Consider the following 12,226-nt stretch of genomic DNA (forward strand, 5'->3'; position numbering starts at 1 on the left):
TTTCTATCAGGGAGGATAGTCAGATGTTGGTAGTACGCCCAATTTTCAAGGATGATAATGAGGCTCTGTATTTATGTGCAGAAGAGTCTGGTCACGGTTTTACTTCTTTGCCCGTCAATGAAGAGTTATTGCAAAATAGAATCGAGCATTCGGTCAATAGCTTTTCAAAACCAGACGTTACCCAACCGGGTGACGAAGGCTATTTGATGGTTGGGGTTGATTGCGATACCGGTGAAGTAGCAGGTACTACTGCCATTGAAGCGTCTGTTGGTTGGGATGTGCCTTTTTACTCTTACCACATCAGTAAGGTGGTGCATTCCTCGCCAAAGCTAGGGGTCAATAATGTGGTCAAACTCTTAACGTTTGGCAACAACTACACAGGTTGTAGTGAAATCTGCAGCTTGTTTTTACGCCCTAAATTTCGAGGCGGTCTCAACGGCCGCCTAATGTCTAAATCTCGCCTTCTTATGTTAGCAGAGCATCCACATCGCTTCTCTAAAACCATCTTTGCTGAAATGCGCGGAGTCTCTGATGATAAGGGCAACTCGCCATTTTGGGATTGGTTGCAAGAACACTTCTTTTCCATCGACTTTACGATGGCCGATTACCTGACAGGGATAGGTAAAAAGGGCTTTATTGCCGATTTGATGCCTAAGCTGCCCATCTATATCAACCTGTTGAGTAAAGAGGCGCAAGCGGTTATCGGTCAGGTACACGACAATACTCGCCCTGCCTTGAAGCTACTGGAAAATGAAGGGTTCACTTGTCGGGATTATGTCGATATTTTTGATGCGGGACCAACGGTAGAGTGTGACCTGCGTAATATCGATACTGTGCGCCATTCTTTTCGAGCTAAGGTGTCGATTGCCGAACATGGCAGTTCGACTAACTATCTGATTTGTAATACCTCGTTTGAACATTTCCGAGCCGTCGCTCAACAAGCTGCATTTGATGCAGCAAGCCAAACCGTCATCATTAGCCCTAAAGTTGCCAAAGCCCTTCAAGTTGAAGTGGGCGACTGGGTTCGCATGGCCGCTGTATAACTCGAATAACAAGGATGAATCGTATGCAAACGCATTTTATAGCCGGTGAGTGGATTTCAGGACAAGGTGATGAAATTTGCTCTTTATCTCCCTATAACAGTGAAGTGATTTGGCAGGGGCATGCGGCTAGTAAAGGGCAGGTTGAGCTGGCGGTGTCCAGTGCGCGACATGCTTTTATTAGCTGGAAGAAGCGTCCCTATGCTGAGCGAGAACAAATCATGGTGCGATTTGCTGAGTTAGTGAAAGAAAACGCTGAGCTTATTGCTGAAACTGTGGCGAAAGAGACGGGCAAACCTTTATGGGAAACACGCACCGAAGCAGCGGCGATGGCGGGAAAAATTGCCCTGTCAATTAAGTCCTATCATCAAAGAACCGGTACCCAGCATAAACAAGTTGCGGGAAATGATGTCACGCTACAGCATCGCCCGTTAGGTGTATTGGCGGTCTTTGGGCCTTATAATTTCCCTGTTCATCTGCCAAATGGACATATTGTTCCTGCTTTATTGGCAGGGAATAGCGTTGTATTTAAACCGTCCGATCTCACGCCGTTATGTGGCGAATTAGCCATCAAACTTTGGTATCAAGCGGGACTGCCTGCTGGCGTTATCAATTTGGTGCAGGGCGCTAAAGAAACGGGAATAGCGCTGGCGGAGTCGACGCAAATAGATGGTCTACTGTTTACCGGCAGTGCTAATACTGGGCATATTCTGCATCGTCAATTTGCGGGGCAGCCGGATAAAATGTTAGCGCTAGAAATGGGAGGCAATAACCCTCTTATTGTCAGTGAGCAGTTTGGTGAATTAGATGCTGCTGTACACACCATAATCCAATCTGCGTTTATCAGTGCCGGTCAGCGCTGTACCTGTGCAAGGCGTTTGTATATACCCGTAGGTGAGGCTGGAGACGCTCTTATCGCTCGTCTTGTTGAGGTGACTAAGAAGCTGAAAATGGATCAGCCGTTTGCTCAGTCTCAACCTTTTATGGGGACATTGATCTCTCGAACTGCCGCTGGGCAAATTATTGCAGCTAAACAATCTTTAATAGAGCTTGGTGCTAAACCATTACTTGATGGGCAGTTGCTCAATGATGCGTTTATTTCGCCGACGATTTTAGAGGTGAGTGCTATTGCTGACTTACCGGATGAAGAATACTTTGGGCCACTGTTGCAGGTGGCGCGCTTTACTCAGTTTGAAGATGCAGTGGTGCAGGCCAATAACACCCAGTACGGGCTTTCAGCAGGGCTTATCTCGACTCGTGATGAAGAGTGGCAATTCTTCTTAGATGAAATCCGTGCAGGCATTGTGAATCGCAATCGACCTATTACAGGAGCCAGTGGCGATGCACCATTTGGCGGGCCGGGAGCATCGGGTAATTTAAGACCGAGTGCATTCTATGCCGCAGACTATTGTGCGTATCCAATGGCGTCTATCCAAGGTGATGCGCCAATTCTACCGGAAACATTATCTCCGGGAATTGAGTTCGACTAACCGTCGGTTCAACTAACAATCCGTGTGACTAGTAATTGCGTTTGGCTAACTAAGGAGGGGTTATGGGTGTACAAAAGCTATTTGACCTGTTGTGGGATGATTTTAATGGCAGGCTCTGCCCATCATCGCAGGTGATCCACGAATTATTAAAGCAAGATAAAGCTTTGATTAATGATCATATTGCGTTGCGAACTTTTGCTTGTTCGCCCGTTGGCTTAGATGTTTTAGCACAGCCCTTTCTCGATCTTGGTTATCAAGAAGGTGGTGACTATGTATTCAAAGCCAAAAAATTGGTGGCAAAGCACTATCAGCACCCACAGCCTGATTTCCCCAAAGTCTTTATTAGTCAATTACAACTAGAGCAGTGTTCAGACGAATTGCAGGCCATTGTCAGGCAATTGATTGAGCAAATAGATCCACAACAACTTGTGGGCTCTAACTTTTTGCATGGCGGACGCTTATGGGATTTGAGCTTTGAGCAATATCAGCAATTAGCACAAGAGAGTGAATACGCCGCATGGGTTGCCGCACATGGTTATGGAGCCAATCATTTTACCGTCAGCGTTAATCAACTAGCGCAGTTTGCTGAGGTGGGCGAGGTGAATGCCTTTTTGCAAGAAAAGCAGTTTGCCATCAATGCTTCTGGCGGTGAAGTAAAAGGAACACCAGAGGTGTTATTAGAACAATCTTCGACCATGGCCGATAAGGTAGAGGTTAAATTTACCAATGGCATACAAAGCGTGCCGGGTGGTTTTTATGAGTTTGCTAAGCGTTATAAAGATAGCCAAGGCCAGCTTTATCAAGGCTTTGTAGAGGCATCAGCTGATAAGATTTTTGAAAGCACCAATAGTGGTAAATAACACGTTATTCAACGGAATATCGGAAGTGCAGGCAATAAAAAACCGCTGTTGAATAACAGCGGTTTTAGTATTTTAATCTAAAGTTGATTAACGAGTACCGTAAACCACAATAGTTTTACCATGTGCAGAAATCAGGTTTTGCTCTTCAAGCATCTTCAAGATACGACCTACAGTCTCACGAGAACAACCTACGATCTGACCAATTTCTTGACGAGTGATCTTAATTTGCATGCCGTCTGGGTGAGTCATTGCGTCAGGTTGTTTAGCAAGGTTAAGCAGAGTCTGAGCAATACGACCAGTCACGTCTAGGAACGCAAGGTCACCTACTTTTTGACTTGTCACTTGCAGACGATTAGCCATTTGCGAAGAAAGACGCATTAGGATGTCTGGATTAACTTGAATTAGCTGACGGAATTTCTTGAATGAAATTTCAGCAACCTCACATGGAGATTTAGCACGAACCCATGCGGTACGCTCTTGATCGTCTTCAAAAAGACCTAGCTCACCGATGAAATCACCTTGGTTAAGGTAAGAAAGAATCATTTCTTTCCCTTCTTCATCTTTAATCAGTACTGCTACAGAACCTTTTACGATGTAGTAAAGAGTTTCCGCTTTTTCGCCAGCGTGGATCAATGTGCTTTTTGAAGGGTATTTGTGGATGTGGCAATGTGACAAAAACCACTCTAAAGTTGGATCTGTTTGAGGTTTACCTAAAACCATATTCTTATCTTCCTCTCTCAGCGAGTATAATTATGTCCCCAGACATCGCCATCTAAGGGGCGAGGGGTGTAGTTGCTGCTACTACGTTTAATTTTTTGCAGTACGAATAGTAACTTTTTTTCAGCGAAATTTCTTGATTTTGATCGTCATGCATTGTTGAATTTTCACACAAAAGCGTGTCCTTAATCACACTCTTTAATAAGAGTGTGATTAAGGTCGGACCTTAGCCTATCTTTCCTGTCTCTAGCAGTTGTTGCAATATAGGTCGAATAATGAGCTCCATGGCGAAGCTCATCTTGCCGCCGGGTACAACTAAGGTGTTATGTCGAGACATAAATGAGCCATCTATCATGGCTAAAAGATAGGGGAAATCGACGTTTTTAAAGCCGCGCATACGGATCACCACAAAGCTTTCATCTAAGCTTGGAATGCCCTTGGCGTTGAGTGGATTTGAGGTATCCACCGTTGGTACACGTTGAAAGTTAATATGGGTGCGTGAAAACTGAGGGGTGATGAAGTTTAAATAGTCATCCATAGAACGCACGATCGAGTCCATCACTGCTTCTCGTGAGTGCCCTCGGTCGCGAGTATCGCGAACAAACTTTTGAATCCATTCCAAGTTTACTATTGGCACCATACCAATCAGCAAATCAACATGTTTAGCAACGTTGCAAGTGCTATCCACTACGCCACCGTGCAAGCCTTCATAGAATAAAACGTCGCTATTTTCTGGAAGCTCTTGCCACGGGGTAAATGTGCCGGGCATTTGGTTGTAAGGCACCGCTTCATCAAATGTGTGTAGGTAGCGACGTACTTTGCCTTCTCCCTTTTCGCCATACTCCTTGAAGAAGTTTTCTAGGGCGGGAAAGTCATTGGCTTCAGGACCAAAGTAGCTAATGTGGCGCCCTTGCTCTTTAGCTTTACGGATAGCAACATCCATTTCAGGGCGAGTAAAGCGGTGAAAGCTATCTCCTTCAACCCAAGCCGCCTTAGTGTTCATCATATTGAACATTTTACGGAAGGCTTCAGAGGTGGTGGTGGTGCCTGCTCCAGAGGAGCCAGTTACCGCTATGATCGGATGTTTAGCTGACATGACTTTCCTTGTCTGTGATTTGTTGCGAATGAATAGTATACAAATAACACTCGCTTATTTCAGTGTTATAAAGGTTTCGAGTTATGACTTACTTTTATATCGATACTTTCATGTAATTCGGAGTAAACAATAACCGCTGTTCCTTGTTGAAGCTGTTGCTTGATTTGGTCCACTTTATCCGCAAGAGATATTTCAACTTCTCCGTAATCGGTGCCTTCTCGCAGGATATACTCTTTAATCAGGCTTTCTAGTGTTTCTGGGGCAATTTCTTTCCACGGTACAATCATGCTAGATACTTATTTAAGTTATTGTTGAGGCGTAAATTTATCATAAAAGCTAGGTACCGCCATCTCTAACCAAAAATGAGGAGAGCTTAGCGACCCTCCAACAAAGCCAACATGCCCTCCATTATTGACTAAATGATAGTTGAGATTACTGTTTAGCTTAAATGTCGGGATCACGTCATCGGTCATAAACGGGTCATCCTTAGCATGAATAATATGTGTTGGAATTTGAATATCATTTAGCCTTGGCAGTCCAGAGCATCGCGTATAGTAATCTTTCGCGTCGATGTAACCGTGCAGTGGGGCAGTAATTGCGTTATCAAATTGATGTAACAAACGCATATTGTTGATGGTATCAATATCGATGCCGATGGCTTCTTTTAGCAACTCAATTTTTTGTAATGAGTGTTTTTTTAACGAGTTCAGTAAGTAATTTTGATAGAGCTTACTAAAGCCTTGTTCAATGCGTTGCGAGCACACGGCTAAATCCAGTGGCGCACAGATCACGGTCGCTTCATCAACCAAAGGTTGTTCGTTATAACGTGCGAGATAGTTCACTAGCATGTTTCCGCCAAGCGAAATCCCAACCGCGACTTTAGGGTTATTGGGAAAACGCTGATGGATTTGCTGGAGGAAAAAGCGTGCGTCCTCGGTTTCCCCTGAGTGGTAGGCTCGTGCTTGTTTGTTCGGTTTACCGCTGCAACCTCTAAAATGCATCATCACTGATAGCCAGCCTTTGTTGGCAAAGGCATGCATCAGTCCGTGAGCGTAAGGGCTGTTAAAACTTCCTTCTAAACCATGAAAGAGAATAAATATAGGCTTATTCTGCGCAGATGGTGCTTGCCAGTGTTCACTCCATGCCAAATCAAGAAAATCGTCATCAGCGGTGATTAATGTTTCCCAAACTGGAGTAAACAGAGGTTGCCGACGAATAAACCTAGGCATGAGCGTTTGGATATGTGGGTTTTGAATGCTCCAATGCGGAGAAAAGCGATTAATCATGAATTTGCTTATTAAATATCTCGGCGAGTTGCTGCGCACCTAGTTGGCGGCAATAGTCGTTGATTAAGTGGGGCTGAGTCACTGCTGTCAGGGGCAATTGATGAAGTACCGCGACAATATCGGCTTGTTGTTGGCGTTCGAGTTGCAACTCAAATTGTAGAGACTCACGATATAAAGACTCGGGTAAATGCGCTTTGGATTTTCGTCTTAACTCTCTGAAATGCAGCAATAAAGGCTCAGTGCGAGCAAGGCTTTGTATTACCTTAGGCCACTGCGAATCGGCAAAAGAGAGGTGCTGTTCATCAAGCCATTTTACCGTGAGCAGCAGATTTACATTGCCGTGAAAATGGTTTTGCAGGTGCAAGCACGCCTCTTTGATCTCCTGCACACAGTAGTAGCGCAAACTAAATTGCCACAAACTATCTAGGGTCAAAAGACGGTTCGGCGTGCTGTCCATCCGTTGTTATTCGTTATCCAGCTCTTGTTGCATTTCTTCTAGAGTTTCTTGATCTGTCATCCATTCCATTTCCACTTCCTCAAGTTCCGATTTTGCACTGGCTTGCTGGCTGAGCACTTGAGTAAGTTTAGCTTTGTTTTCCGCCTGATACAGGTCGGTATCGCTAAGTTGCTCTTCGCATTGCTCTAACACCTTGTTGAGCTTATCCATTTTCTTTTCTAAAGCGGTGATATTTTTACGAATGGGCGCGGTGAGTTTACGAAACTCAGCTTCTTTGCGTTTTTGATCTTTTTTCGCCGCCGCTGAATGCACAGAAGATTTAGGTTCATCACTCGATTGCGCTTTTTTGATCTCTTTTTGTTGCTCGGTTAGCCACTTGTAGTAGTCGGTTAAGTCACCATCAAAAGGTTCAACTTGTTTGTCGTGAACTAGGTAAAGGTCATCGGTGGTCGCACGCAGTAGATACCTATCGTGACTGACGATAACCATGGCACCTTCAAAGGTTTGCAGAGCCATGGTCAAGGCTTGGCGCATGTCTAAATCAAGGTGGTTGGTTGGCTCATCCAGTAGTAGCAAGTTAGGTTTTTGCCACACCAGTAACGCCAGCACTAAACGGGCTTTTTCACCGCCAGAGAAAGGCGCAACTTTATCAAGCGCTTTATCGCCTTGGAAGCCAAAGCTACCTAGGTAGTCACGCAACTGCTGTTCAGTATGCTTGGGTGCAATTTGCATTAAATGTTGTAGCGGAGTTTCATCAGGATGCAGCGTTTCTAATTGATGCTGAGCAAAGTAACCGATTTTTACCCCTTGCGAGTAGGTAAAATCACCGCTTTTCGAAGCCAGTTCACCAGACAGCAATTTGATTAGTGTTGATTTACCTGCTCCGTTACGGCCAAGCAGGCCAATACGACTACCAGGAACCAAGTTTAAGCGAATCTTTTCTAAGATCAGCGTGTCGTCATAACCCGCTGATACGTGATCCATCATGACAATTGGGTTTGGCAGCGCCGCAGGTTCACGAAACTGGAAGCTAAATGGATTATCAAATTGCGCAGGCAACACTTGCTCCATTTTCTCCAAGGCTTTAATACGGCTTTGTGCTTGGCGCGCTTTTGAGGCTTTATAACGGAAGCGGTCAATATAGCTTTGCATATGAGCCACTTGTTTTTGTTGCTTTTGATACATGGCTTGTTGCAAGACCAGTTTTTGCGCACGCTGGCTTTCAAATGATGAGTAGTTACCTGTGTACTCATTCAATTGTTCGTTTTCAACATGGATGATACGACCCACGACAGGATCGAGAAAATCCCTATCATGGGAAATGAGCACTAGTGTGCCTCGATAGTTTTGCAGCCAACGTTCTAGCCACATTACCGCGTCTAAATCTAAGTGGTTGGTTGGTTCATCAAGTAGCAATAGATCAGAGCGACACAGCAGTGCTTGGGCAAGGTTTAAGCGCATGCGCCAACCCCCCGAAAACTGGGTGAGGTTCCATTGCATTTGCGCTTGAGAAAAACCTAAACCATCCAGTAACTCTGCCGCGCGAGCACGAATTGAATAACCCCCAATGGTTTCAATTTTGCCATGCAGTTCAGCGACCTTGTTGCCGTCGTCAGCCAGTTCAGCTTTGGCTAAATCGGCTTCAAGTTGGCGGTATTCTCTATCGCCATCGATGACATATTCGATTGAAGTACGCTCTAAAGCAGGGGTTTCTTGGGCTACCCAAGCTAGCTCCCAGTGTTTGGGCTGTTTAAAGTCGCCGGCATCAATGCTCAATTCACCTTTCATTAAAGCAAATAAGGTGGATTTACCACATCCATTCTTGCCAACAAGGCCCACCTTGTCTCCCGGATGAATAGTGGCAGAAGCATCTTGTAAAAGTGCTTTACCGCCGCGCAATAATTGAATGTCTGAAATCGTAATCATGAAAATGCTAAGCGTTAATCGAATATGTTGCTCGCATATTAGGGGGAATAGGGGTAAAAGTCGATCCCTTGACATGATAGGATGAGGGCAATGTAACAGTTAAGGAAAGTGTCAAGGAATGACAAAGCTGTCTGCTTACCCCTCAAGTGTCCCTCGAGTGTTGGTCATATACGCTCACCCTGAACCGGATAGCTCGGTGGCTAATCGGTGCATGATTGATCAAATCAAAGAATTGCCCAATGTTACTGTTCACGATTTATACGCTGAATATCCCGACTTTTTTATTGATATCGCATTAGAGCAGCAACGTTTACTACAGCACGATGTCATCGTGTTTCAACACCCTATGTTTTTGTATTCGTGCCCTGCCTTGCTCAAAGAGTGGATGGATCGCGTGTTGGATAAAGGATTTGCTTTTGGCTCTCACTGTGCGCTGCAAGGAAAGCATTGGCGCAGTGTGATAACGACCGGAGGGCAAAAGTCAGCCTTTTCTCCGCAAGGCTATAATAAATACCCTCTAGAGCAAATATTACAACCGTTTGAGTTGACCGCTTTACTGTGTCAGATGCATTGGATTGAACCTATGGTTTTATACTGGTCACGTACGATTCCTGACACCGAGCGTGCGCAACATGCTTTGCAATATCGACAATGGTTGGCAAATCCTCTGGCTGAGCAAGCGGATGTGGAAGGGGGCAGTAATGGCGCTAAATAATGAACTCATTGAAAGCAGTGTATTGTTTTTAGGTGCGGCCGTTATCGCAGTGCCTTTGGCACAACGATTGGGGCTTGGCTCAGTATTAGGTTATCTGCTAGCGGGAGTGGTGATTGGCCCATGGGGACTGTCTTTAATTAATGATGTCGATGCCATTTTGCACTTCTCAGAGCTTGGGGTGGTGCTGCTGCTGTTTTTAATTGGCTTGGAACTGAACCCTAAAAAACTGTGGGCGATGCGCATCCCTATTTTAGGATTAGGCGGAGCCCAAGTGGTTATATCGACACTGTTTATCTCTATGGTGGCATTCCTATTGGGTCAATCATGGATGAGCAGTATTGCCATTGGCATGGGTTTGGCGTTGTCATCAACCGCTATTGCACTGCGAGTGATTGATGAGCAAGGGTTGGCGGGAAGTGAAACCGGCCAGTCAGGATTTGCGGTATTGCTGTTCCAAGATATTGCGGTGATTCCTATGTTGGCTTTACTGCCTTTACTAGCAGGAGAGGTTGCCGGTAATTGGGCTGATGTAGGGATGACATTGTTGGCCGTGGTGGGCTTATTGGTAGCTGGACACTTCTTACTTAGGCCATTATTTCGATTCGTACTCTCAACTGGAACGCGTGAGTTATTTACCGCCGCTGCACTGCTGGTGGTCTTTGGCATTGCGGTAACCATGCAACATCTTGGCTTGTCGATGGCGTTAGGTACATTTTTAGCGGGAGTGTTGTTGGCTGAAAGCGAATACCGGCATGAGTTAGAAATCACGATTGAACCTTTTAAAGGCTTATTGCTTGGGCTGTTTTTTATCTCGGTGGGGATGTCGGTCAATCTAGGCTTACTATTTGATAGTCCTTTATTGATTCTCGCAACGGTAGTGGGGTTAGTCACCGCCAAGGGGCTCATTTTATATGTACTGGCACGTCTGTTTGGCATCAAGTCTAAATCGCGCAGTCGAATGGCGGCAATTTTAAGTCAAGGTGGCGAGTTTGCTTTTGTTATCTTTACTGCGTCATTAGCGCTGGGTCTGTTATCTAATTCTGTGGCTAGCTTTTTGTTGGTGGTGGTCAGTTTGTCTATGGTGACCACGCCGCTAATATTAAAAGTACAGTCGTGGATTTATTCGCGCAGCATTAATAGCAGTGATGAAGCGGAATCTCACGAACAGGTACGCGATCGAGAACCGCGAGTTATCGTGGCGGGCTTTGGTCGTTTCGGCCAAGTGATTGGTCGTTTGATGTACGCTAATAAAGTAAAGCTGACTATCTTAGAAAGCGACCCAAGCCAGATAAAACTATTACGTAAATTTGGTTATAAAGTCTATTTTGGGGATGTCACTAATATCGACTTATTACGTTCAGCAGGCGCTGAAAATGCAGAAGCGATAGTGCTGTGTACTGATGCCCCTGATGAGATCATTCGCACTGTTGAGTTATGCCAGCAACATTTCCCTAATTTAAAAGTCTTTGCTCGAGCGCGCAGTCGCGTAGAAGCCTATCAATTACTCAATCATGGCGTGCCAGGTTATTCACGAGAAACCTTTTTGGGCGCGTTAGATTTAGGGCGACAATTGTTGGTTGCGTTAGGTATGCACCCTCATCAAGCCACTCGCGCCGCTAAGCATTTTAATAAGTTAGATAATACTATGCTGAAAGAGTTGTTGCCTCAGCATAGTGATGAAAGTGATTTAGCCCTGCGAGCTAAAGAAGCACGTAAAGAGCTAGAAGAGATCTTTGGTCGAGAAATAGAAAACGAACGTCAGTCGAGCAATTACTGGAATAGAAATGATGAAAATTAGAAAACGATTTATTGCGGGTGCTGAATGTCCAGAGTGTCACGATATGGATAGCTTGCGCTGGTGGGAAGTGAATAATATCGAATGGGTAGAATGTGTGAGTTGTGATTATAAACAGCCTCGTTTGCCCGCAGAAAAGCAACAAAAAGCAAAAGATCAGGATATGATTGGGATCTTTAAACCAGAATAGAATTAAGCGCTAGCCATGGCAAAGGTTAGTCTGTATTATTGCGCCTCTTTTTTGAACAGTTGAATAACCAACTTTTTGGAGTGACTATGAAAATCGACAATAACTCAGTAGTAAGTCTTGCATATCAAGTAAAGCTTGAAGAAGGCGTAGTTGTTGATCAAGCCGGTGTGGATGCACCATTGGATTATCTACACGGACACAACAACCTAGTAGTTGGTTTAGAAAAAGCTCTTGCTGGCCGCGCAGTTGGCGACAAGTTCAGCGTGACTGTAAGTCCTGAAGAAGCGTACGGTGAGCACAGCGACGCTATGGTGCAACGTGTTCCTGCCAATGTATTCCAAGGCGTAGATGAACTAGAAGTTGGCATGCGCTTTTTAGCAGATACAGACCAAGGCCAAATTCCTGTAGAAATTACAGAAGTTGACGGTGACGAAGTTGTTGTTGATGGTAACCACATGCTAGCAGGTCAAACTCTAACGTTTGACGTAGAAGTAGTGGCGATTCGTGAAGCAACAGAAGAAGAAGTTGCACACGGCCACATCCACAGAGAAGGCGCTCATGACCATGACGATCATGAATGCTGTGGTGGTAAAGGTGAGTGTGGTAAAGGCGACGACTGCTGCTCTAACCACTAGACTGCTGCTTTAACTACTA

Annotated in this window: 13 protein-coding genes; 7 read left to right on the plus strand and 6 right to left on the minus strand. The window is 45.0% G+C overall.

The genetic code is table 11. The annotated features are described in order from the left end of the window. Positions 1-23: 23 nt before the first annotated feature. From astA to VHA01S_RS00685, 3 genes are all read left to right on the plus strand, one after another. Positions 24-1,043, plus strand: a complete 1,020-nt coding sequence (astA, locus tag VHA01S_RS00675; RefSeq protein WP_023402445.1) for an arginine N-succinyltransferase — start codon at positions 24-26, stop codon at positions 1,041-1,043. Between the two features lie 23 nt (positions 1,044-1,066). Next, a complete protein-coding gene (astD, locus tag VHA01S_RS00680; RefSeq protein ID WP_023402446.1) occupies positions 1,067-2,530 on the plus strand; it encodes a succinylglutamate-semialdehyde dehydrogenase in 1,464 nt (487 codons plus the stop codon). Positions 2,531-2,592: 62 nt separating this feature from the next. Continuing rightward, complete coding sequence (locus tag VHA01S_RS00685; RefSeq protein WP_023402447.1) at positions 2,593-3,390, plus strand: DUF1338 domain-containing protein; 798 nt, start codon at positions 2,593-2,595, stop codon at positions 3,388-3,390. 87 nt (positions 3,391-3,477) lie between these two features. On the opposite strand, the gene crp is transcribed toward VHA01S_RS00685, so the two are convergent. From crp to VHA01S_RS00715, 6 genes are all read right to left on the minus strand, one after another. Beyond that, positions 3,478-4,110, minus strand: a complete 633-nt coding sequence (gene crp, locus VHA01S_RS00690) for a cAMP-activated global transcriptional regulator CRP (RefSeq protein WP_017029447.1) — start codon at positions 4,108-4,110, stop codon at positions 3,478-3,480. A 223-nt stretch (positions 4,111-4,333) separates the two neighbouring features. Beyond that, entirely contained in the window at positions 4,334-5,203 is an 870-nt protein-coding gene (locus VHA01S_RS00695; protein ID WP_023402448.1) for a phosphoribulokinase, read from the minus strand. A 65-nt stretch (positions 5,204-5,268) separates the two neighbouring features. Next, positions 5,269-5,490, minus strand: coding sequence for a YheU family protein (locus VHA01S_RS00700; RefSeq protein ID WP_023402449.1), 222 nt, complete (start codon positions 5,488-5,490; stop codon positions 5,269-5,271). An 18-nt stretch (positions 5,491-5,508) separates the two neighbouring features. After that, positions 5,509-6,489 (minus strand): hydrolase, encoded by a 981-nt coding sequence (locus VHA01S_RS00705; protein WP_023402450.1) that lies wholly within the window; start codon positions 6,487-6,489, stop codon positions 5,509-5,511. Next, positions 6,482-6,946 carry a TIGR02444 family protein gene (locus tag VHA01S_RS00710; RefSeq protein ID WP_039969896.1) on the minus strand — a complete coding sequence of 155 codons (465 nt, stop codon included), beginning with the start codon at positions 6,944-6,946 and terminating at the stop codon, positions 6,482-6,484. The genes VHA01S_RS00705 and VHA01S_RS00710 overlap by 8 nt, the downstream gene beginning before the upstream one ends. 6 nt (positions 6,947-6,952) lie before the next feature. Continuing rightward, on the minus strand, positions 6,953-8,872 hold the full coding sequence (locus VHA01S_RS00715) for an ABC transporter ATP-binding protein (RefSeq protein ID WP_023402452.1): 1,920 nt from the start codon (positions 8,870-8,872) through the stop codon (positions 6,953-6,955). Between the two features lie 118 nt (positions 8,873-8,990). Between VHA01S_RS00715 and kefG the strand changes: the two genes are divergently transcribed. From kefG to slyD, 4 genes are all read left to right on the plus strand, one after another. Further along, the gene (kefG, locus tag VHA01S_RS00720) at positions 8,991-9,587 is read left to right on the plus strand and encodes a glutathione-regulated potassium-efflux system ancillary protein KefG (protein WP_023402453.1); all 597 of its coding nucleotides are present in this window, start codon (positions 8,991-8,993) and stop codon (positions 9,585-9,587) included. After that, the gene (gene kefB / locus VHA01S_RS00725) at positions 9,574-11,385 is read left to right on the plus strand and encodes a glutathione-regulated potassium-efflux system protein KefB (RefSeq protein WP_023402454.1); all 1,812 of its coding nucleotides are present in this window, start codon (positions 9,574-9,576) and stop codon (positions 11,383-11,385) included. Before kefG ends, kefB begins: the two co-directional genes overlap by 14 nt. After that, entirely contained in the window at positions 11,375-11,572 is a 198-nt protein-coding gene (locus tag VHA01S_RS00730) for a YheV family putative zinc ribbon protein (RefSeq protein ID WP_039969933.1), read from the plus strand. Before kefB ends, VHA01S_RS00730 begins: the two co-directional genes overlap by 11 nt. An 86-nt stretch (positions 11,573-11,658) precedes the next feature. Continuing rightward, positions 11,659-12,207, plus strand: coding sequence for a peptidylprolyl isomerase (gene slyD, locus VHA01S_RS00735; protein ID WP_023402456.1), 549 nt, complete (start codon positions 11,659-11,661; stop codon positions 12,205-12,207). Positions 12,208-12,226: the final 19 nt, after the last annotated feature.

This window comes from Vibrio halioticoli NBRC 102217 (genome assembly GCF_000496695.1).
Lineage (GTDB): Bacteria > Pseudomonadota > Gammaproteobacteria > Enterobacterales > Vibrionaceae > Vibrio > Vibrio halioticoli.

Bases quoted from the DNA above. Each gene is read 5' to 3' on its own strand.
- astA (WP_023402445.1), top strand. From the start codon at position 24: ATGTTGGTAGTACGCCCAATTTTCAAGGATGATAATGAGGCTCTGTAT.
- astD (WP_023402446.1), top strand. From the start codon at position 1,067: ATGCAAACGCATTTTATAGCCGGTGAGTGGATTTCAGGACAAGGTGAT.
- VHA01S_RS00685 (WP_023402447.1), top strand. From the start codon at position 2,593: ATGGGTGTACAAAAGCTATTTGACCTGTTGTGGGATGATTTTAATGGC.
- crp (WP_017029447.1), bottom strand. From the start codon at position 4,110: ATGGTTTTAGGTAAACCTCAAACAGATCCAACTTTAGAGTGGTTTTTG.
- VHA01S_RS00695 (WP_023402448.1), bottom strand. From the start codon at position 5,203: ATGTCAGCTAAACATCCGATCATAGCGGTAACTGGCTCCTCTGGAGCA.
- VHA01S_RS00700 (WP_023402449.1), bottom strand. From the start codon at position 5,490: ATGATTGTACCGTGGAAAGAAATTGCCCCAGAAACACTAGAAAGCCTG.
- VHA01S_RS00705 (WP_023402450.1), bottom strand. From the start codon at position 6,489: ATGATTAATCGCTTTTCTCCGCATTGGAGCATTCAAAACCCACATATC.
- VHA01S_RS00710 (WP_039969896.1), bottom strand. From the start codon at position 6,946: ATGGACAGCACGCCGAACCGTCTTTTGACCCTAGATAGTTTGTGGCAA.
- VHA01S_RS00715 (WP_023402452.1), bottom strand. From the start codon at position 8,872: ATGATTACGATTTCAGACATTCAATTATTGCGCGGCGGTAAAGCACTT.
- kefG (WP_023402453.1), top strand. From the start codon at position 8,991: ATGACAAAGCTGTCTGCTTACCCCTCAAGTGTCCCTCGAGTGTTGGTC.
- kefB (WP_023402454.1), top strand. From the start codon at position 9,574: ATGGCGCTAAATAATGAACTCATTGAAAGCAGTGTATTGTTTTTAGGT.
- VHA01S_RS00730 (WP_039969933.1), top strand. From the start codon at position 11,375: ATGAAAATTAGAAAACGATTTATTGCGGGTGCTGAATGTCCAGAGTGT.
- slyD (WP_023402456.1), top strand. From the start codon at position 11,659: ATGAAAATCGACAATAACTCAGTAGTAAGTCTTGCATATCAAGTAAAG.